The organism is Oceanisphaera psychrotolerans (assembly GCF_001870485.1).
In the GTDB taxonomy this organism is placed as follows: Bacteria; Pseudomonadota; Gammaproteobacteria; order Enterobacterales; family Aeromonadaceae; genus Oceanimonas; species Oceanimonas psychrotolerans.
In genome coordinates, this window is record NZ_MDKE01000069.1 from 25,456 (window position 1) to 44,646 (window position 19,191).

Consider the following 19,191-nt stretch of genomic DNA (forward strand, 5'->3'; position numbering starts at 1 on the left):
GAACAGGAGTCCCTCATGTACCAACATCTGGATGTACAAGGACAACCGTTACCCTATGCGGTAGGCAAAGTGGTGTGTGTGGGCCGTAGCTACAGGGACCATGCGGCGGAGTTGAACAACCCTGTCCCCGAACAGCCGTTGCTGTTCATCAAGCCGTCTACCAGCCTGGCCAGTCTGGATGTGCCATTGTTGCTGCCCAAAGGGCAGGGGGCGGTACACCATGAGCTGGAAGTGGCATTGCTGATCGGACGTCGTTTGTGCCATACCGAGCCGGGCCACGCGCTGGAGGCCATTGCCGGTGTGGGTCTGGCGCTGGATCTCACCTTGCGTGATGTGCAGGAGCAGCTCAAGGCCAACGGCCACCCCTGGGAGCGGGCCAAGGCGTTTGACGGCAGTTGTCCGATCAGTCCCTTTGCCTTGCCCGAGGTGCTCAACGATTTACAGCATCTGGATTTTGCCTTGCAGGTCAATGGAGCGACTCGTCAGTCGGGTAACACCGCCATGATGATGTGGTCCATTGGCGAATTGCTGGCGCAAATGAGTCGCTGTTTTACCCTTAATCCCGGTGATGTGGTACTGACCGGCACTCCCAAGGGCGTTGCCGAACTCAAGCCGCTGGATGAACTCGATATGCAACTGGACGGGCAGTACCGGTTCAGTGCCAAAGTGGCAGGATAATTTTATGCAGGCCGATTTCTGGTATACCAAGTCTCTGGAGGAGATGTCCGATGGGGAGTGGGAAGCCTTGTGTGATGGCTGTGGCAAGTGTTGCCTCAACAAGCTGATTGATGAAGATACCGATGAACTGGTGCATACCAATGTGGCCTGCGAACTGCTGAACACCCACAGTTGCGCCTGTAGCGACTATGGCAATCGTTTTGCCAAGGTGCCGGACTGTCTGAAGATTACCCGAGACAAGCTGGATGATTATTACTGGTTACCTTCCACCTGCGCCTATCGTTTGTTGGCGGAAGGTCAGTCGTTGCCGTCCTGGCACCCGCTGCGTACCGGCTCCAAGAGTGCCATGCACAAGGCCGGTCAGTCGGTGCGTGGCAAGGTGGTGCCCGAGTCCAGGGCCGGTAACTGGGAAGATCACATCATTACCTGGGCCCGTTAACCTCTGCTCACGCTTTGCGCCTCACCCCTGATATCCGCACGATAATAAAGAAGGCGGCCAGGCCGGCCAGTACGGCAAAAATGCCCATCAGCCACTGGGGCATACTCCAGCCGAGCCAGCTCCAGGAGGTATCGGAGCAGTCCCCGCTGGGGTGAAACAGTGCCGGCCACCAGCGGTCGAGTGCCAGCCACTGTGGAAAGTCGGCAAAACTGGAGCACTGGTTGAAGGGAGACGGGTTGAGTTGATAACCGACATGCTCGTTTGCCAGCCAGAACCCCTTGACCGATGCCGCCAGCCAGCCGGCCAGGGCAAGACCGGTTACCAGTCCGTTGCGTGGCGCCAGCCAGCCGGGCAGCGCCGCCAGTATCACCCCGGCCAGTGCCGCCCGTTGATATACGCACATCACACAGGGATACAGCCCCTGCACATACTGAAAAAACAGCGCTATTGCCAACAGCAAGGTTGCGCCTATGGTCAGCAGGCCCCAGGCTAAACGGGTACGGGAAAAGTCGTACAGCATCGAAACCCCACGGTGTCGGAGAGGAAGGTTGTCATGTGGCAGGGTAGCGCTTGTGGGAAACTGGTCTGCTCTGTTATTATCGGCGGTTAATCTCGACTGTCGTAACAAAATTAACAGAGTGGTTTCATGGTTATCAAGGCACAAAGCCCAGCCAATTTTGCAGAACAATATATCATAGAATCCATCTGGAACAGTCACTTTCCACCTGGCTCCATTTTACCCGCCGAACGGGAGTTATCCGAGTTGATCGGGGTGACCAGAACCACACTGCGTGAAGTACTGCAGCGTCTGGCGCGGGATGGCTGGCTGACCATACAGCATGGCAAGCCGACCCGGGTGAATAATTTCTGGGAAACCTCCAGCCTGAATATCCTGGAAACGCTGGCGCGGCTCGATGAAGACAAGATGCCGGAGCTTATCGATCAGTTGTTGTCTGCCCGTACTCATATCAGCAGTATCTTTATTCGTGCAGCCGTGAAGAATGCTCCCGAACAGGTCATCTCGGTCGTCGCCGAGCTGGAAGGGCTGCAAGATGATGCGGATGCATTCGCCGCCTACGATTATGAACTGCATCACCGGCTGGCCTTTGCTTCCGGTAACCCGATTTATGCGTTGATCCTGAACGGTTTCAAGGGATTGTACTGCCGGGTAGGCCGTTATTATTTTTCACACTCGGCCACGCGCCAGTTGGCGGTGGATTACTACCACAGTCTGGCTGAGCTGGCAGAAAACGGCCGGGTGAACGAAGTGACCGAGCTGGTACGGAACTACGGTAAAGACTCGGGCAGGCTGTGGCATGATATGCGAGAGCATATTCCCGACACCCTGGTACAGCATTGACAGAACGCCTCCTGACGGAGGCGTTTTTTGTTTACCCCTAGGGAGCCTGTTCCGGGCAACGGGCGATGATGCTGGCGTTGTTGTCGCTTTCTTCCTGCTCCAGTATCACATTAAAGCCCCATAACCGGTGAACGTGCTTAAGCACCTCACGGTGTGAGTCGGCCAGGGGAATGCGGTTGTGGGGGACATGGCGCAGGGTGAGTGAACGGTCGCCCTTCACTTCCACGTTATAGACCTGAATGTTGGGCTCGAGGTTGGCCAGATTATACTGGTTCGACAGGGTCTGGCGCAGTTTGCGATAGCCCTGCTCATCGTGAATGGCCGAAATTTCCAGATAATTGCGGGTGTCATCGTCGGCCACGGCGAACAGGTGCAGATCGCGCATCACCTTGGGTGACAGAAACTGGCTGATAAAGCTCTCGTCCTTGAAGTTTTCCATGGCAAAGTGCAGCGTTTTGACCCAGTCGGAACCGGCGATGTCTGGAAACCAGGCCCTGTCTTCGTCGGTGGGGTGCTCACAGATACGACGCAAGTCCTGAAACATGGCAAAACCCAGTGCATAGGGGTTGATGCCGGAATAGAACTTGCTGTTGTAGGGGGGCTGAAAGATGACGTTGGTATGGTTGTGCAGCACCTCCATGATAAAGCGGTCGGTGACCAGCCCCTCGTCGTACATATGCTGGGTAATGGTGTAGTGCCAGAACGTCGCCCAGCCTTCGTTCATCACCTGAGTCTGTTTCTGGGGATAGAAGTACTGGCTTATCTTGCGCACGATACGCACAATCTCCCGTTGCCAGGGCTCGAGCAGGGGCGCGTGCTTCTCGATGAAATACAGGATGTTTTCTTCCGGCTCCTGGGGGTAACGCATTTTCTTGACCTGTTTGGCATCATCCATGCGCGGCAGGGTTTTCCATAACTCGTTGACCTGGGTCTGCAGGTAGGCTTCGCGGGCCTTCTGCCGCCGCCGCTCTTCGGCCAGAGAGAGTTTCTGGGGACGTTTGTAGCGGTCCACCCCGTAATTCATCAGCGCATGACAGCTGTCGAGTATTGCCTCTACCTCGGCCACCCCGTATTTTTCTTCGCATTCCGTGATGTAGTGTTTCGCAAACAGCAGGTAGTCGATGATGGACTCGGCATCGGTCCAGGTCGTGAACAGATAGTTGTTCTTGAAAAAGGAGTTATGCCCGTAGCAGGCATGGGCGATGACCAGTGCCTGCATCGGCATGGTGTTCTCTTCCATCAGGTAGGCGATGCAGGGGTTGGAATTGATCACGATTTCGTAAGCCAGCCCCATCTGGCCGCGTTTGTAATGCTGCTCGGTCTGAATGAATTTTTTGCCGTAGGACCAGTGATGGTAGCCAATGGGCATGCCGATGCTCGAGTAGGCATCCATCATCTGTTCGCCGGTGATAATCTCTATCTGGTTGGGGTAGGTGCTCAGGCCGTAACTCTTGGCGATGCGGGCTATTTCCTTGTGGTAGGCTTCGAGTAAATCAAAGCTCCAGTCGGGGCCGTCACTGAGCGGGCGAGTGTCTGTCATTGCTTCAGCCATGGTCACCTCATGCCGCTTGTTTCTTGAACAGTTCCCGGAAGACGGGATAAATGTCTTCCACCGAACGAATATGCTCCATGGCAAAGTTGGGAAAGCTGCGTGCGATGGACTCGTATTCGTGCCAGAGGGTCTGGTGGGCCCGGTTGGTAATTTCTATGTAGGCGTAGTAGCGAACAAAAGACATGATGTCTTTTTGCAGCAACTGTTTGCACAGTGGAGAATCATCGGCCCAGTTATCGCCATCCGATGCCTGCGCCGCGTAGATATTCCATTGATCCGGAGGGTAGCGAGCCTCCATGACTTCTTTCATCAGTTGCAGGGCGCTGGAGACGATGGTGCCCCCGGTTTCCTGGGAGTAGAAGAATTCCTGTTCGTCCACTTCCTTGGCCTGGGTATGGTGCCGGATAAATACCACTTCGACGTTTTTATAGGTCCGGGTCAGAAACAGGTAGAGCAACAGGTAAAAGCGTTTGGCCATGTCCTTGGTGGCCTGATCCATGGAGCCCGATACATCCATCAGGCAAAACATCACCGCCTGCGTGGAAGGAATGGGCCGCTGAACAAAATTGTTGAAGCGCAGATCGAAGGTGTCGATAAAGGGCACCGCCGCGATGCGTCTTTTGAGTTCGACAATTTCTGCTTCTATATCCTGAATGCGGGCATAGTTTTCGGCGGGGTGCTTGCTCAGCTCGGCCAGCTCCAGCTCCAGTTCGGCCACGGTTTTCTTCTTGCCCACCTGCAGCGCCATGCGCCGGGCCAGAGACTGGCGCAGTGAGCGTACTATGTTGATATTGGCCGGAACCCCGTCGGCGGTGTAGCCGGCCCGGAAGGTTTTCATCTCGCTTATCTTGTTGAGCTTGTTTTTTTCCAGGTTGGGCAGCTCCAGGCCATCGAACAGCAAGTCCAGATATTCTTCCTTGGAGATCTGGAATACAAAATCGTCTTCGCCTTCGCCCTGGTTGCTGGCATCACCCTGGCCACTGCCGCCTGCGCCCCCGCCAGAGGGGCGATCGACCCGATCGCCGGTAATAAACTGGTCGTTGCCCGGGTGCACCTGGTCCCGATGGCCACCTTTCCCCTGATGAAAGACAGGCTCGGAGATATCGCGGGTGGGAATGGAAACACTCTCACCCTTGTCGATGTCCTGAATACTGCGTTTGAGTACCGCATCCGATACCGCTTTTTTTAACTGTTGTTGGTAGCGGCGGATAAAGCGCTGCCGGTTGACAGCGCTCTTGTTGCGGCCATTTAGTCGTCTGTCGATAAAATGCGCCATATTTTCCCCCAACATTCACTTCATTAGGTTGACTTGCGTACCCGCAGATACCATTCGGACAGCAATCTGACCTGCTTGCGGGTATAACCTTTTTCCATCATGCGAGCCACAAAGTCGTCGTGCTTCTTCTGCTCGTCGGCACTGGTCTTGGCATTGAAGGAAATGACCGGCAGCAGCTCTTCGGTATTGGAGAACATCTTCTTCTCGATAACGGTTCTGAGCTTCTCGTAACTGGTCCAGTTGGGATTTTTACCGGCATTGTTGGCCCGGGCCCGCAGCACGAAGTTGACGATTTCGTTGCGGAAATCCTTGGGGTTGCTGATGCCGGCAGGCTTCTCTATTTTTTCCAGCTCGGCATTCAGCGCCGAACGGTCAAACAGCTGACCGGTTTCCGGATCCCGGTACTCCTGATCCTGAATCCAGAAGTCGGCGTAGATAACATAGCGGTCAAAGATGTTCTGGCCATATTCGGAGTAAGACTCCAGATAGGCGGTCTGGATTTCCTTGCCGATAAACTCCACGTATTTCGGGATCAGGTGGCCCTTGATGAACTCCAGATAACGGTCGTGGACGTCTTGCGGAAACTGCTCTCGTTCTATCTGCTGTTCCAGTACATAGAACAGGTGTACCGGGTTGGCTGCCACTTCGGCATGATCGAAGTTGAATACCCGGGACAGGATCTTGAAGGCAAAGCGGGTCGAGAGACCGTTCATGCCTTCGTCAACCCCGGCGTAGTCTCTGTACTCCTGATAGGACTTGGCCTTGGGATCCGTGTCCTTCAGGCTTTCACCGTCATAGACGCGCATCTTGGAATACAGGCTCGAGTTCTCGGGCTCTTTCAGCCGTGACAGCACCGTGAACTGCCCCAGGGTTTCCAGGGTGCCGGGTGCGCACTTGGCGCTGGACAGTTCGCTGTTGGTCAGCAGCTTCTTGTAGATTTCCACTTCTTCGGTGACCCGCAGGCAGTAAGGCACCTTGACGATGTATACCCGGTCGAGGAAGGCTTCGTTATTCTTGTTGTGCTTGAAGTGTTGCCACTCCGATTCGTTGGAGTGCGCGAGAATGATGCCCTCGAAGGGCAGGGCAGAAAGCCCTTCGGTGCCGTTGTAGTTACCTTCCTGGGTCGCGGTCAGTAACGGATGCAACACCTTGATCGGGGCCTTGAACATCTCCACAAATTCCATCATGCCCTGATTGGCCTTGCACAGGGCTCCGGAGTAGGAATAGGCATCGGCATCATCCTGGGCAAAATGCTCCAGTTTGCGGATATCGACCTTGCCGACCAGAGAAGAAATATCCTGGTTGTTGTCATCGCCCGGCTCGGTTTTGGCGACCGCAATCTGGTCGAGCACCGAAGGATAGACTTTTTCCACCTTGAAGCGGGTGATATCGCCCCCGTATTCGTGCAGGCGCTTCACGGCCCAGGGTGACATGATGGGCCGCAGATAGCGGCGAGGTATACCATATTCCTGCTCCAGAACGGGGCCATCCTCGGTAGCATCGAACAGGCTGAAAGGATGATCATTGACCGGAGAGCCCTTGAGCCGGTAGATAGGCACTTTTTGCATCAATGCCTTGAGGCATTCGGCCAGGGAGGATTTACCCCCGCCCACCGGCCCCAGCAGATAAAGGATCTGTTTCTTTTCTTCCAGCCCCTGAGCGGCATGCTTGAGGTAGGAGACTATCTGTTCGATGCTTTCTTCCATGCCGTAAAATTCGGCGAAAGCCGGATAGCGTGCAATCACCCGGTTGGAAAAGAGCCGGCTGTATCGTGGCACCTGTGCGGTGTCGATCATTTCCGGCTCCCCGATAGCCATCAGCAGCCGTTCGGATGCCGATGCATAGCAGGCCTTGTCTTCCCGGCACATGTCCAGGAATTCCTGCAGGCCGTATTCTTCTTCCTTGGCCTTTTCATAGCGCGTTTGGTAATGCTCGAATATACCCATGGCTTTATCCCCCATAAAATCCAGGCTCTGACGTCTTGATCAGAAGAAAGAGCCTTGCGCACACATCTTTCATTCCTTTAGTGAAAGGTTAGACAGGATTCCGCTATCGCGCTTGTGTAACGCTCAGAAAAATCGAAGATTTTGCGAAATATCTCCAGCAGGAAAATCTTTACCATATGAGTCTTTGTTAGCGGGGCAAGTAACGGCTACTGGCATAGAGGACGGCCTTCTCAAGCTGATAGCGCCATAATTACGTTAACGTCAACGATATGCTATTGGTGGGTTGCTGTGTAGTGATGATAATTGTCACTTTTTACGTTGACTTAGCTATATGCACCGGTTAGATTGGACGTGCATCAAGGTCTGGCCATTTGCTACAGCCTGAGTAAGCAACTTGTTAGGTATGATGTGTAGCTCTGTTTAAGCACGTTTCCGTTTGTTTTACCCTCGCTTGCGAGGGTTTTCTTTTTTATGCTCCCCACAAAATTACTGTTTACGTTTACGTCAACCCTGCCTTTGATCGTCCCTGTGTATTCAAAAAAATTGACATTGTTGTGCGTTATTTTCCGATTTCTATCATTCAGGTCCTGTCATAAAGTGATATCACAGTCGAGATGACGCAGAGAGTCATAATGGCAACCTGCTGTTACTAAATGAATTTATTGAATGGAGAGTGAGCGGATGGCTAAAACACTGGTACTTAAATCCAGCATTCTGGGTGAATTTTCGCAGTCAGCCAAACTGATAGATGAGCAGATTGAACGAAGCGACCATGACGGGGTAGCGATACGTGATCTGGCTGCCGAGCCGCTGCCGATGCTGGATGGTGCTGGCGCCATGGCCCTGCGGGGCGGTGCCAACCTGAGCGAGCAGCAGCAAGCGGTGCTGGCGCTGTCGGACCAGTTGGTGGAAGAGTTGAAGGCGGCCGATACCCTGGTGATTGCCGCTCCCATGTACAATTTCCATGTACCGGTACAGCTCAAGGCCTGGATTGATCTTGTCTGTCGTGCCGGTGTGACCTTCCGTTATACCGAACAGGGGCCGGAAGGGCTGCTGACCGGCAAGAAAGCGGTGGTGGTGACCACCCGTGGCGGTAGGCACAAAGACAGCGTTACCGAGATGATCACCCCTTATCTGCGGACCGTGCTGGGCTTTATCGGCATCAACGAGGTCGAGTTCGTTTATGCTGAAGCCTTGAACATGGGGGAAGAGGAACAACGGGCGGGGCTGGCGCATGCACGGCACCAGCTGAACACCGTGTTCGATACCGTCTGATCCTTGCCAGAAAAAGGGGCTGTCATGACAGCCCCTCTCTCATTTCATCACTTTGTCGTTAACCAACGTCTTCAGCCAAAGTGTTGTCTGATACTGCGCTCCAGGATGCCGATGGTCTGGTCGATATGCTCTTTTCCGATGATCAGTGGTGGTGACATGGCGATGGCATCGCCGAGGGAGCGCAACATCATGCCCTGTTCCCAGGCGTCGGTCTGGATCAACCCACCGGTGGCACCGGGCTTGCCGGCCATGGGCTCGAACTCGACGGCGGCAATCAGCGAATAATTTCGGATATCCACTACCCCCGGCAGGCCTTTCAGACTGTGCAAACCCTGTTCCAGATAGCGGGCGATCTCGCCATCGGCTGCGCCGCGGTAGTAAAGACCTTCCTGCTCGTACACATCCAGGGTTGCCATGGCGGCGGCACAGGCCAGCGGATGGGCCGAATAGGTATAGCCATGGAAAAACTCGACTCCGGCACCGGCTGTGTCCACCACGGCATCATGGATATGATCTCCGGCCAGCACGGCACCCATGGGGGCGGCCCCGTTGGTCAGGCCCTTGGCGGTGGTCATGATGTCCGGAACCACATCGAAGGTCTGGCTGGCAAATACATCGCCGGTTCGACCGAAACCACAGATCACCTCGTCGAAGATCAGCAGGATGCCGTGTTGGTCACAGATTTCCCGAATACGCTTCAGATATCCGGCCGGAGGTGGCAGAACGCCGCCGGCACCGGTGATGGGCTCGATGATGACGGCAGCGATACGGCTGGCATCGTGGCGCTGGATCAGTTTTTCCAGCTCATTGGCCTTTTCCACGCCGCCATGCAGGGGCAGACCCCGGGAGAAGGCATTCCGTTCCAGATCCTGGGTATGGGACAGATGGTCGTTGGGAATCCACTGGCCAAAAGCCTTGTAGTTGTTGGTGAGCCCCCCTACCGAAATACCGCCGAAATTGACGCCGTGATAGCCGCGATCCCGGCCGATGAACAGCTGCTTGCTGCCGAGGCCCCGGGCGTGATGATAGGCCAGCGCCATTTTCATGGCGGTTTCCACCGATTCGGAGCCGGAGTTGGTATAGAACACCTTGTTCAGGTTACCCGGCGCCAGCCGTGCCAGACGCTCAGATAGCTCGAAGGACAGCGGGTGGCCAAAACCGAAACAGGGCGCATAGTCGAGCTCGCGCGCCTGCCTGGCGATGGCCTCGGCAATATGCGGATGGCCATGACCGGCGTTGCAGCACCACAGACCGGCGGTCATATCCAGTACCTGGCGCGCATCGTCCGTGGTCCAGTACATGCCTTTGGCGCCGGTGAGCATACGCGGCTTTGCCTTGAATCCCTTGTTGGGGGTAAATGGCATCCAGTGGGCGGCTAGTTCGTTGGTATTCATCTTGGCACTCCCTCAGACTCTCGATATCCGCTTGCTGTGCGGTTTGGTGAATATGAGCAGTGTGGAGAAGATGAAATGTTTGGAAAATCATGTCGTTTCAATGTTCAGTTTGACATGCTTAAACATGATGATCTCGGAGGTGATGGTTCTGTGGTGAGCAATAAACAGATCAGGAGTTATTACCGCCAGAGTGCAACCTGTGCCCCCGGAGGAGCTACAGCGGCTGATGACACTACCGAACATGCCGGTCAATCTGCTGCGGGTGGCCACAAACTCCTGATGAGCAGACGCGGGTCGCCATTCATCACTGGTTGAATCCGGAGGAGGCTACCGACCAGAGACTGATGGGCTGATTGCGGCATTTTATTATGCCAACATGCAATGTGTTGACCAGAATAGAGCAGCAGAACTTCCGAATCCCGGTTCATACGGGAGCGAGCAGAAGGCCCGTCATCCTGATTCTGGCGAGCAGAACACGGCGAGAGGAGGGAGGTTGCTTCAGGCTTTGGGCTTGAGAAACAGAGTTCAGCAGGGGAGAGTACAACGAAAAAAGCACACTCATTGAGTGTGCTTTTCAGAATCTGGTGCGTCCTAGTGGATTCGAACCACCGACCCCTACCATGTCAAGGTAGTGCTCTAACCAACTGAGCTAAGGACGCATACTGTCTTGAAGCGAGCGGTATACTAGCCAAGGGGACGGGGCTGGGCAAGTATTTTTTCTTGTTGAACAAACGGATGAAGAACTATTGTTCAAGTCGGTGAAATATCGCACCGCCGCAGAAAACGTTGCCACAACCGGGCGTGCTCCAGAGTCAGGGTGCGATAGCGACGATAGAGCCGGCTGTTCAGCCCCAGGCCGACCTGTTCACGATATTCATGCATTAATTCCTGCCGGTCTGGCGGTGGAGTGAGGGTGTGTTGCAGCAAGGGGGCCAGTTGCACAAACTGGCGATCTATCTGGCTGAAATAACGCTGAATACCTTCGATATAGTAGTGCTGCATGGCGTTACGTAGTCGCTCTGCCTGGACTTTTCCGCCCCGGCGGCAGTCAAACCCTTCCAGTTGTTGCAGAAACGCCAGGCTCATACCGAGATAGTGGGCAGCACTGTGCAGGGAGTAAAACAGCCGCCCGAGATAGTCATTGTGGTAAAGCCCACCCAGGGCCTGATTCAATTCTCTCGGGGTGAGAGGGGCATCCCCCTGGCTGTTGCCGGCCAGATCGTGCAGCTGCGCAAACAGTTCGAAAGCCGCGATGGTTTCCTGATAGCCGCTTTGCTGTTCAAATTTCAGGGGGCGCTGCCGGGGGCTGAGGGCAGCACGGATGTCGGGTTCACTGACCATCATGTTCCAGTGATAACCCGGTAACAGAGGCGCCTTTTGTGCGGCAATGTGCCGTAACCAGTCCGCGAGTGCCGGATCATCGGTATCTGTCAGGCAACGCCGCATTCCTTGCTGAAACTGCAGGTGATATAACAGCTGGAGCGCGGCGGTCTGGCTTTTGCCGACCGGACCGTTGTGCTCGGCGACCAGCTCTAGCAATCGGCACTGGCGGAGTTTGAGGGCGTCGAGTAGTCCGGAGTGAATACGTGGCTGTGCCTGTTGCAGTGTTCGCTGAGGAGGCAACGGCGGCAGGGCCGCCGCCGGACTCAAGGTTGGCGCTGTTACCTCCAGAACGTGAGCAACCCGTTTCAGGTAGGTCTGAAAATGCGCTTCCAGCTCATTCTGCGGGCTACATGCCGTCAACCAGAGGCAAGCCAGCCCGCCTGCGATGTTCCACCCGTTCATAAATAATCCGTAGTCGCCATATCAACATCAGTGCCGCTACCGACAAGCCTATCAGAAAACCAATCCAGAAGCCGTGAGGGCCCATGGCCGGTACCAGCCAGTCGGTCAGGCCCAGTACCATGCCCGCAGGCAGTCCGCACAGCCAGTAGGCGACCACCGTAATATAAAAAATGGCCTGGGTATCCTTATAGCCGCGCAAGGCGGCGGCGGTGATAACCTGGGCCGAGTCGGAGATCTGATACAGGGAGGCGAGCAGCAGCAGGCTGGCCGCCAGCTCCAGAACGGCGCTGTTGTCGGTATAGAGTGCCCCGATCCCGTGGCGTCCCAGTACGGTGGCCAGGGCCGTCATGATCGCCACCAGACAACCGAAAACAATGCCGACAATACCGATGGTCCGGGCTTGTACCGCCTTGTTTTCTCCCAGGCAGTGGCCCACCCGTATGGTCACTGCCATGCCGAGGCTGAGGGGGATCATGAAAATCATGCTGGAGAAGTTGATGGCAATCTGGTGACCGGCGACCACTTCTGAACCCAGTGGGGCCAGCAACAGCGCCACGACGGTGAAGAGCGTCACTTCACAGAAAATCGCCATGGCAATGGGAAAGCCCAGTCGAAAAAGTCGGGATATCCGGGGCCAGTCGGGAGCACTCAAGTGGGCAAAAATGCTGAAACCCTGCAGCAGGGGTGAGCGACGGGTATAGATGACCATGGCCAGCAGCATGGCCCAGAACACCAGGGCGGAGGCATAGCCACAACCAACGCCACCCAGGGCCGGCAGCCCTAACTTGCCGTGGATCAGGATATAGTTGGCCGGAATGTTCACCGCCAGGCCGATAAAACCGATCACCATGGTCGGCAGGGTATGAGACAGTCCTTCGCTGAAGTTACGCAACACCTGGTAGAGCGCATAGGCGGGCATGCCCCACAGAATACCGTGCAAATAGCCGGTGGTTTTTTCTGCCAGCAACGGCTCCACGTCCATCCATTGCAGGGCCAGCGGCGAGAAATACAGTGCCAGCATGGCTGGCAGGGTAACCACTATGGTAAGCCAGAATCCCTGATGGACGGCACCGGCGACTTCGCCATGGCGACGGGCACCGTTTAATTGCGATATGATGGGGGTCAACGCCATGATCACCCCCTGTACCAGCAGGATCAGCGGCAACCAGAAACTGGTGGCTACCGCTACCGCCGCCATGTCGGTGGCACTGACTTGACCGGCCATCACCGTATCGACAAAGCTCATGGTGGTCTGTGCTATCTGTGCCACCAGTATGGGGCCACAAAGCCGCAGTAAACGCGGGATTTCGGCTAGATAAGGCTTGAAGGCCATTGGGTTCTCGCTTGCAGTAGAAGGACTACGTGGCCGACATCAAGGCACGGCGCTCGATGAGTAGTGGAAACACAGGGTAAATCGGCAATGTTTGGGGAATATAGCCTTGATGAGGGCATTTTCCCACTATCTTCAACTGACTTTTTAGATGGAAAGACTCATGTTCACCGGAATAGTACAAGGGCAGGGTACCCTGCTCGAGATCAGGGATAAAAACGACTTCCGCACGCATTTCGTTCAAATGCCGGAAGCCATGCTGCCGGGGCTGGAACTGGGCGCCTCGGTGGCGCACAACGGCTGCTGCCTGACGGTGACCGCCATCGAGGGCGACAGGGTAAGTTTTGATTTGATGCAGGAAACATTGCGGGTCACCAACCTTGGCCGGTTACGGCCAGGTGACAAGGTCAATCTGGAACGGGCCGCGCGCTTTGGCGACGAGATAGGTGGTCATGCCATGTCGGGCCATATCATGGCCCAGAGCGAGCTGCTTGAGCTACAGGTTACCGATACCAACACCACCCTGTGGTTTGCGCTACCGGAGGCATTGGCCAAATACGTGTTTACCAAGGGTTATATTGGCATCGACGGGATCAGCCTGACTCTGGGAGAGGTGCGTAGCGATCGTTTTGCGGTGCACCTTATCCCCGAAACCCTGGCGCGAACCAACCTGGGCCAAATTGTGGCCGGCACCTGGGTGAACATCGAAATCGATCCGCAGACTCAGGCTATTGTTGATACGGTAGAGCGTGTGATGGCAACACGCTAATATTATGCCAACATACAAGGTGTTGGTTTAACAGAAACCTGATTAGAAATACTGCTCATCATCCGCATCGACGCTCAACTCGACACTGTCGCTTTGTTCATTACGTTTGACAACAATATGCATGGCGTTGCAACACGCCATGCAGTCTTCGTAATAGTCCTGATCGCCTTCTGATGCATCCACCGCGATGCGAGTATGATGACCACAGTGAGGGCACAGGATATTTTGCTCAAAATAGTCTCGCATCGGGTTGTTCCTTATGTTGGTGTCGACTCAGGCTTCGGGTAACCCACGGCTGGAGCGTCCACCGTCCAGGGCGATGATCTGCCCGGTCAGGTAACGGGGGCCCGCCAGCAGGAAGGCGGCCGTTTCGGCGATTTCCCGAGGCTGTCCCAAGCGGCCCATGGGAATCGAGTTCAATACCTGCTGTTTTTGCTGTTCGGTCAAGCTGTGTTCCGGCCAGATAATGGCGCCGGGAGAGATACCATTCACCCTCACCAGGGGGGCCAGTTCTTCGGCCAGTCCCCGGGTCAGGGTAGCCAGACCATTCTTTGCCATGCTGTACAGCAGATGTTGTTTCAATCCTTTTTCGGCATGAATATCCACCATATTAATGATGGAGCCCCGGCTGTCCCTCAATGCCGGAGCCAGTGCCTGACTCAGAAAATAGGGTGCGGCGGCATTGGTGGCGGCCAGCTCTTGCCACTGCGCAGGAGAAGCGTTGCCGAATGGCGTGGCATAAAAACTGGACGCATTGTTGATCAGGCCATCGAGGCGACCAAAGCAGGCAACGGCCTTATCGGCCATGCCGTTCAATTCATCCAGACGGGTCAGATCCTGACATAACAGACGGACACTGTCCGGGCGGGCGGCATTCAGTTCCTGCTGCAGGGCGGTAACCGCGGCTTCGCTGCGGTGATAATGAAGGACAAGCCGATAGCCCTCTTGATGCAGGTAGCGACTTAATTCGGCACCAATACGCTTGGCGGCTCCGGTGATCAATACCACGGGTTGCGGCATGGGGTCTCCTAACTGGCAATAATACGATACAAGCTGTCTTTGGCCTGCTCGAAATAGGGTTCGCCAAAATGATTGACGTGATTGAGCAGGTGATAAAGGTTGTAAATGTCACGCCGTTCGGCGTAGCCCTCTTCCAGAGGCCAGACCGCATTGTAACCCTGATAGAACACACGGGGAAACTGACCAAACAGTTCGGTCATGGCAATATCGGTTTCTCTGTCACCAAAGTAGCAGGCCGGGTCAAATATCACCCCCATGTGCTTACAAAACGCGACATTACCCCGCCAGAGATCACCGTGCAACAGTGAGGCGCGGGGCTGATGATTAATCAGATGCTGCTTGATACCCCCGATCACCTCTTCGATATCACCAAAACGGATGTCCTTTTCTTCCAGCAGCTTCAGTTGCCAGCCGATGCGCTGTTCGGCAAAGAAGGTCGACCATTTTTTGTGCCAGGCATTGGGCTGTACCGACAGCCCGAGAAAGTTGTCTTCATCCCAGCCGTACATCGGTTGATCATGGCTCTGATGCAGATGAGCCAGTTGGCGACCCAGCATGTACCAGTCCTGCTCATCGGCCTCGTCAAACGACAGGTACTCCAGAACCAGAAAACTGCTGGTGGGGGTAGTGCCACAACAAATGGGCTTGGGAGTCACCAGCGTCTGACTACGCTGCAGATGGTCCAGGCTGGTCCATTCGCTGCTGAACATATCCACCCGCGCCTTGTCATTCAGTTTGACGAAGTAGTTTTTCTGGCCATCCGAAAGAGCAAATGCCTGGTTTATCTCACCACCCGGCAGCGGTTTTTTTTCATTGATCGTAAAGTCTCTGCCGGTTGCCTGTGAAATCTGATGGGCGATTACATGCCACATAGCGCCTCCGCTAAGTCTTGGTTTGAGCACAGTATAGGCCATGAGATTGCCGACAAAACCCCATCAAGATCAAAAACGACGTCCCCAACATCGATAAACAAACCACGAACCGGACATCATTGATGGCGCGATGGGAGAGGGGTGGTCAAGGCTCCTGCACCCGCTGTCTAATCATGGGCCGCCCATGGCAGGAAAAGGGCAATTCTGGTAAAGTCTTTCGCTCTCAACCTGTGCCGCCGGGTAGCACCAGAGGCGTGCCAGACTGGCAAGGTAAGTCAGATGGTTGACGCAGCCATGAAGCTTTTCATTATATTAGGTTCATTTTCATGCATTACATGTGCGCTTTGGTAGGGTGCACCACTGTTAAGGACATTTCATGCCGACAATTACTCTTCCCGATGGCAGCCAACGCCATTTCGAACAGGCCGTTTCCGTACTGGACGTGGCTCAGGATATCGGTCCCGGACTGGCCAAGGCCTGTATCGCCGGCCGTATCGATGGTCAGCTGGTCGATGCCTGCGAGCTGATCACGCAGGATGCCAAACTGGCCATCATCACCGCCAAGGATCAGGACGGTCTCGAGATCATCCGCCATTCCTGTGCTCACCTGCTGGGTCATGCCATCAAGCAGCTGTGGCCCCAGACCAAGATGGCGATAGGACCGGTCATCGACAACGGTTTCTATTACGACATCGATCTCGACCATGTGCTGACCGAAGAAGACATCAGCAAGCTGGAAGCCCGGATGCTGGAGCTGGCCAAGACCGAATACCCGGTCATCAAGAAAAAGGTCAGCTGGCAGGAAGCTCGGGACACCTTTGCCCAGCGGCATGAACCCTACAAGATAGAAATTCTGGATCAGAACGTTAGCCAGGAAGACAGACCCGGTCTCTATCACCACGAAGAATATATCGACATGTGTCGTGGCCCGCACGTGCCCAACATGCGTTTCTGTCAGCATTTCAAGCTACAGAAAGTCTCCGGTGCCTACTGGCGTGGTGATGCCAAGAACAAGATGCTGCAGCGCGTCTACGGCACCGCCTGGGCCGACAAGAAGGCGCTCAAGGGCTATCTGCTGCAGCTGGAAGAAGCGGCCAAGCGCGATCACCGCAAGATCGGCAAGCAGCTCGACCTCTATCATATGCAGGAAGAAGCGCCGGGCATGGTGTTCTGGCACAACGACGGCTGGACCATCTTCCGGGAACTGGAACAGTTCGTGCGCGACAAGTTGCGCGAGTACCAGTACGAGGAAGTGAAGGGCCCCTTCATGATGGACCGGGTGCTGTGGGAAAAATCCGGCCACTGGGACAAATATGCCGAAAACATGTTTACCACCCATTCCGAGAACCGGGACTACGCCATCAAGCCGATGAACTGTCCGGGCCACGTGCAGATCTTCAATCAGGGACTGAAATCCTACCGGGATCTGCCGCTGCGCATGGCGGAATTCGGCTGCTGCCACCGCAACGAGCCGAGCGGTGCCCTGCACGGCCTGATGCGGGTTCGGGGCTTTACCCAGGATGATGCGCATATCTTCTGTACCGAAGCGCAGATCCAGCAAGAAGTCTCTGCCTGTATCCAGATGGTGTATGACACCTACGAAACCTTCGGTTTCAACAACATCGCGGTCAAACTCTCGACCCGCCCCGAGCAGCGCATCGGCAGTGACGAGGTTTGGGATCAGGCCGAACTGGCTCTGGAGCAGGCGCTCAAGGCCGCCGGTATCGACTACGATCTGCAGCCGGGCGAGGGCGCCTTCTACGGCCCAAAAATCGAATTCACTCTGCACGACTGTCTGAACCGGGCCTGGCAGTGCGGTACCGTTCAGCTCGACTTCGCACTTCCGGGTCGCCTGGGGGCCAGTTATGTGGGTGAAGACAACGAACGCCATGTACCGGTGATGATTCACCGTGCTATTCTCGGCTCCATCGAGCGCTTTATCGGTATCCTGATTGAAGAGTACGCCGGTCTGTTCCCGACCTGGCTGGCCCCGAATCAGGTAGTGGTGCTCAATATTACCGATAATCAGGCCGATTACGCCCTCAATCTGGCTAACAGTCTGAATAATGTTGGCATTCGGGCCAAAGCGGACTTGAGAAATGAGAAGATAGGCTTTAAAATCCGCGAGCATACTCTGAAGCGGGTACCTTTCATGCTGGTTTGCGGCGATAAAGAAGTCGAAGCCGGCAAAGTAGCGGTTCGTACCCGGAAAGGACAGGATCTCGGCGTCTTCGATGTAGAAGAGCTGACAAAGCTGATACAGCAGGAGATCCTTACTCGCGGTAAGAAAACAGTGGAGGATAGGTTATAAAAGGCGCTAAAAAAGGGAGCAAACCAGCTCCTCGCAATCGACTGAATGAAGAAATCCGACTGAAAGAAGTCCGTCTGGTCGGCCTGGAAGGCGAGCCCATGGGCGTCGTATCCATTACCGAGGCTCTTGAAGCCGCCGCCGGCGCAGGTGTAGACCTGGTGGAAATCAGTCCCAATGCCGAGCCGCCCGTCTGCCGTCTTATGGACTACGGCAAGTTCCTCTACGAGAAGAGCAAGGCGACCAAGGAACAAAAGAAAAAGCAGAAACAAGTCCAGGTCAAGGAAATCAAGTTCCGACCCGGCACCGATGATGGCGACTACCAGGTAAAACTACGCAACCTGGTTCGCTTTTTAGAAGAGGGCAACAAAGCCAAGGTCACGCTGCGTTTTCGCGGTCGTGAAATGGCGCATCAGGAGCTCGGCTTCGATTTGCTCAACCGTATCAAAACGGATCTGGACGAATTGGCCGTGGTCGAAGCCTTTCCCAAGCTGGAAGGGCGTCAGGCTGTCATGGTGCTTGCCCCGAAGAAAAAACAGTAAGGCCCTGCAAGTAGCCGGGTAATTTCTACCCGGCTCGCCTTGCTGTTTGTTGTTATTAACAATGCGGAGTTTTTATGCCGAAAATGAAATCGAACAAAGGTGCTGCAAAGCGCTTTAAAAAGACCGCCAGTGGTTTTAAGCGCAAGCAATCCCACCTGCGTCACATCCTCACCAAGAAAAGCACCAAGCGTAAGCGTCAGCTGCGCGGTAAGTGTCTGGTAGCGGCGTCTGACGTTGCCCAGATCAAATCCATGTTGCCGACTGCTTAAGAGGATAGTGAACAATGCCAAGAGTTAAACGTGGTGTAACTGCACGCGCTCGTCACAAGAAAGTACTGAAACAGGCCAAAGGTTATTATGGTGCCCGTTCACGCGTTTATCGCGTAGCGGTACAGGCAGTAACCAAAGCCGGTCAATATGCCTATCGTGACCGTCGTCAGAAAAAACGTCAGTTCCGTCAGCTGTGGATTGCGCGTATCAACGCAGCAAGCCGTCAGAATGGTCTGTCATACAGCCGCTTCATCAATGGCCTGAAAAAAGCCTCTGTTGAAATCGATCGCAAGATCCTGGCTGACATCGCCGTACACGACAAGACCACCTTCACTGCTTTGGTTGCCAAAGCGAAAGAAGCCCTGGTTTAAGTCGC

The 19,191-nt window shown here is 55.0% G+C and carries 19 protein-coding genes and 1 tRNA gene; 9 read left to right on the forward strand and 11 right to left on the reverse strand.

What is annotated here, in order from left to right; translation table 11 throughout:
* Window positions 1-15 precede the first annotated feature (15 nt).
* Both BFR47_RS16385 and BFR47_RS16390 read left to right on the forward strand, forming a co-directional pair.
* Window positions 16-678 (forward strand): fumarylacetoacetate hydrolase family protein, encoded by a 663-nt coding sequence (locus BFR47_RS16385; RefSeq protein WP_071474063.1) that lies wholly within the window; start codon window positions 16-18, stop codon window positions 676-678.
* A 4-nt stretch (window positions 679-682) separates the two neighbouring features.
* A complete protein-coding gene (locus tag BFR47_RS16390) occupies window positions 683-1,117 on the forward strand; it encodes a YcgN family cysteine cluster protein (RefSeq protein ID WP_071474064.1) in 435 nt (144 codons plus the stop codon).
* A gap of 7 nt (window positions 1,118-1,124) precedes the next feature.
* Here BFR47_RS16390 and dsbB read toward each other — a convergent pair whose 3' ends face one another.
* On the reverse strand, window positions 1,125-1,637 hold the full coding sequence (gene dsbB, locus BFR47_RS16395; RefSeq protein WP_071474065.1) for a disulfide bond formation protein DsbB: 513 nt from the start codon (window positions 1,635-1,637) through the stop codon (window positions 1,125-1,127).
* A 126-nt stretch (window positions 1,638-1,763) separates the two neighbouring features.
* On the opposite strand from dsbB, the gene fadR reads away from it, so the two are divergent.
* Window positions 1,764-2,477, forward strand: coding sequence for a fatty acid metabolism transcriptional regulator FadR (gene fadR, locus BFR47_RS16400; protein WP_071474066.1), 714 nt, complete (start codon window positions 1,764-1,766; stop codon window positions 2,475-2,477).
* Between the two features lie 37 nt (window positions 2,478-2,514).
* Here fadR and BFR47_RS16405 read toward each other — a convergent pair whose 3' ends face one another.
* From BFR47_RS16405 to BFR47_RS16415, 3 genes are read right to left on the reverse strand one after another with little or no spacing between them, the layout of a single operon-like run.
* Window positions 2,515-4,029, reverse strand: a complete 1,515-nt coding sequence (locus tag BFR47_RS16405) for a SpoVR family protein (protein ID WP_071474067.1) — start codon at window positions 4,027-4,029, stop codon at window positions 2,515-2,517.
* A gap of 7 nt (window positions 4,030-4,036) precedes the next feature.
* Window positions 4,037-5,305 (reverse strand): YeaH/YhbH family protein, encoded by a 1,269-nt coding sequence (locus tag BFR47_RS16410; protein ID WP_071474141.1) that lies wholly within the window; start codon window positions 5,303-5,305, stop codon window positions 4,037-4,039.
* Window positions 5,306-5,328: 23 nt separating this feature from the next.
* Complete coding sequence (locus tag BFR47_RS16415) at window positions 5,329-7,251, reverse strand: PrkA family serine protein kinase (RefSeq protein ID WP_071474140.1); 1,923 nt, start codon at window positions 7,249-7,251, stop codon at window positions 5,329-5,331.
* A 681-nt stretch (window positions 7,252-7,932) separates the two neighbouring features.
* Here BFR47_RS16415 and BFR47_RS16420 point away from each other — a divergent pair.
* Window positions 7,933-8,526 (forward strand): FMN-dependent NADH-azoreductase, encoded by a 594-nt coding sequence (locus BFR47_RS16420; protein ID WP_071474068.1) that lies wholly within the window; start codon window positions 7,933-7,935, stop codon window positions 8,524-8,526.
* 71 nt (window positions 8,527-8,597) lie between these two features.
* On the opposite strand, the gene aptA is transcribed toward BFR47_RS16420, so the two are convergent.
* The 4 genes from aptA to BFR47_RS16440 form a co-directional block, all read right to left on the reverse strand.
* On the reverse strand, window positions 8,598-9,920 hold the full coding sequence (gene aptA, locus BFR47_RS16425) for an omega-aminotransferase AptA (RefSeq protein WP_071474069.1): 1,323 nt from the start codon (window positions 9,918-9,920) through the stop codon (window positions 8,598-8,600).
* 582 nt (window positions 9,921-10,502) lie between these two features.
* Window positions 10,503-10,579, reverse strand: a tRNA-Val gene (locus BFR47_RS16430).
* A 91-nt stretch (window positions 10,580-10,670) separates the two neighbouring features.
* Window positions 10,671-11,705, reverse strand: a complete 1,035-nt coding sequence (locus tag BFR47_RS16435; protein ID WP_071474070.1) for a DUF3080 family protein — start codon at window positions 11,703-11,705, stop codon at window positions 10,671-10,673.
* Complete coding sequence (locus tag BFR47_RS16440; RefSeq protein ID WP_071474071.1) at window positions 11,650-13,038, reverse strand: MATE family efflux transporter; 1,389 nt, start codon at window positions 13,036-13,038, stop codon at window positions 11,650-11,652. The genes BFR47_RS16435 and BFR47_RS16440 overlap by 56 nt, the downstream gene beginning before the upstream one ends.
* Window positions 13,039-13,198: 160 nt before the next feature.
* On the opposite strand from BFR47_RS16440, the gene BFR47_RS16445 reads away from it, so the two are divergent.
* Window positions 13,199-13,804: a riboflavin synthase gene (locus BFR47_RS16445; RefSeq protein WP_071474072.1), complete on the forward strand. Its 606-nt coding sequence runs from the start codon at window positions 13,199-13,201 to the stop codon at window positions 13,802-13,804.
* Window positions 13,805-13,846: 42 nt separating this feature from the next.
* On the opposite strand, the gene BFR47_RS16450 is transcribed toward BFR47_RS16445, so the two are convergent.
* From BFR47_RS16450 to BFR47_RS16460, 3 genes are read right to left on the reverse strand one after another with little or no spacing between them, the layout of a single operon-like run.
* A complete protein-coding gene (locus BFR47_RS16450; RefSeq protein ID WP_071474073.1) occupies window positions 13,847-14,050 on the reverse strand; it encodes a CPXCG motif-containing cysteine-rich protein in 204 nt (67 codons plus the stop codon).
* A 27-nt stretch (window positions 14,051-14,077) separates the two neighbouring features.
* Window positions 14,078-14,824: a pteridine reductase gene (locus BFR47_RS16455; protein WP_071474074.1), complete on the reverse strand. Its 747-nt coding sequence runs from the start codon at window positions 14,822-14,824 to the stop codon at window positions 14,078-14,080.
* A gap of 8 nt (window positions 14,825-14,832) precedes the next feature.
* A complete protein-coding gene (locus BFR47_RS16460) occupies window positions 14,833-15,696 on the reverse strand; it encodes a fructosamine kinase family protein (RefSeq protein WP_071474075.1) in 864 nt (287 codons plus the stop codon).
* A gap of 376 nt (window positions 15,697-16,072) precedes the next feature.
* Here BFR47_RS16460 and thrS point away from each other — a divergent pair, with 376 nt between their 5' ends.
* The 4 genes from thrS to rplT all read left to right on the forward strand — a co-directional run bounded on the left by thrS (window position 16,073) and on the right by rplT (window position 19,186).
* Window positions 16,073-18,007 carry a threonine--tRNA ligase gene (thrS, locus tag BFR47_RS16465; RefSeq protein ID WP_071474076.1) on the forward strand — a complete coding sequence of 645 codons (1,935 nt, stop codon included), beginning with the start codon at window positions 16,073-16,075 and terminating at the stop codon, window positions 18,005-18,007.
* 41 nt (window positions 18,008-18,048) lie between these two features.
* Window positions 18,049-18,546 (forward strand): translation initiation factor IF-3, encoded by a 498-nt coding sequence (gene infC, locus BFR47_RS16470; protein WP_281245988.1) that lies wholly within the window; start codon window positions 18,049-18,051, stop codon window positions 18,544-18,546.
* Window positions 18,547-18,620: 74 nt separating this feature from the next.
* Complete coding sequence (rpmI, locus tag BFR47_RS16475) at window positions 18,621-18,815, forward strand: 50S ribosomal protein L35 (RefSeq protein WP_071474078.1); 195 nt, start codon at window positions 18,621-18,623, stop codon at window positions 18,813-18,815.
* Between the two features lie 14 nt (window positions 18,816-18,829).
* Window positions 18,830-19,186 carry a 50S ribosomal protein L20 gene (gene rplT, locus BFR47_RS16480; protein ID WP_071474079.1) on the forward strand — a complete coding sequence of 119 codons (357 nt, stop codon included), beginning with the start codon at window positions 18,830-18,832 and terminating at the stop codon, window positions 19,184-19,186.
* Window positions 19,187-19,191 lie beyond the last annotated feature (5 nt).

Coding starts and splice junctions, on each gene's coding strand:
- dsbB (WP_071474065.1), bottom strand. CDS start 1,637: ATGCTGTACGACTTTTCCCGTACCCGTTTAGCCTGGGGCCTGCTGACC.
- aptA (WP_071474069.1), bottom strand. CDS start 9,920: ATGAATACCAACGAACTAGCCGCCCACTGGATGCCATTTACCCCCAAC.
- BFR47_RS16415 (WP_071474140.1), bottom strand. CDS start 7,251: ATGGGTATATTCGAGCATTACCAAACGCGCTATGAAAAGGCCAAGGAA.
- rpmI (WP_071474078.1), top strand. CDS start 18,621: ATGCCGAAAATGAAATCGAACAAAGGTGCTGCAAAGCGCTTTAAAAAG.
- BFR47_RS16460 (WP_071474075.1), bottom strand. CDS start 15,696: ATGTGGCATGTAATCGCCCATCAGATTTCACAGGCAACCGGCAGAGAC.
- BFR47_RS16410 (WP_071474141.1), bottom strand. CDS start 5,305: ATGGCGCATTTTATCGACAGACGACTAAATGGCCGCAACAAGAGCGCT.
- rplT (WP_071474079.1), top strand. CDS start 18,830: ATGCCAAGAGTTAAACGTGGTGTAACTGCACGCGCTCGTCACAAGAAA.
- BFR47_RS16390 (WP_071474064.1), top strand. CDS start 683: ATGCAGGCCGATTTCTGGTATACCAAGTCTCTGGAGGAGATGTCCGAT.
- BFR47_RS16385 (WP_071474063.1), top strand. CDS start 16: ATGTACCAACATCTGGATGTACAAGGACAACCGTTACCCTATGCGGTA.
- BFR47_RS16405 (WP_071474067.1), bottom strand. CDS start 4,029: ATGGCTGAAGCAATGACAGACACTCGCCCGCTCAGTGACGGCCCCGAC.
- BFR47_RS16420 (WP_071474068.1), top strand. CDS start 7,933: ATGGCTAAAACACTGGTACTTAAATCCAGCATTCTGGGTGAATTTTCG.
- BFR47_RS16450 (WP_071474073.1), bottom strand. CDS start 14,050: ATGCGAGACTATTTTGAGCAAAATATCCTGTGCCCTCACTGTGGTCAT.
- BFR47_RS16445 (WP_071474072.1), top strand. CDS start 13,199: ATGTTCACCGGAATAGTACAAGGGCAGGGTACCCTGCTCGAGATCAGG.
- BFR47_RS16455 (WP_071474074.1), bottom strand. CDS start 14,824: ATGCCGCAACCCGTGGTATTGATCACCGGAGCCGCCAAGCGTATTGGT.
- thrS (WP_071474076.1), top strand. CDS start 16,073: ATGCCGACAATTACTCTTCCCGATGGCAGCCAACGCCATTTCGAACAG.
- fadR (WP_071474066.1), top strand. CDS start 1,764: ATGGTTATCAAGGCACAAAGCCCAGCCAATTTTGCAGAACAATATATC.
- BFR47_RS16440 (WP_071474071.1), bottom strand. CDS start 13,038: ATGGCCTTCAAGCCTTATCTAGCCGAAATCCCGCGTTTACTGCGGCTT.
- BFR47_RS16435 (WP_071474070.1), bottom strand. CDS start 11,705: ATGAACGGGTGGAACATCGCAGGCGGGCTGGCTTGCCTCTGGTTGACG.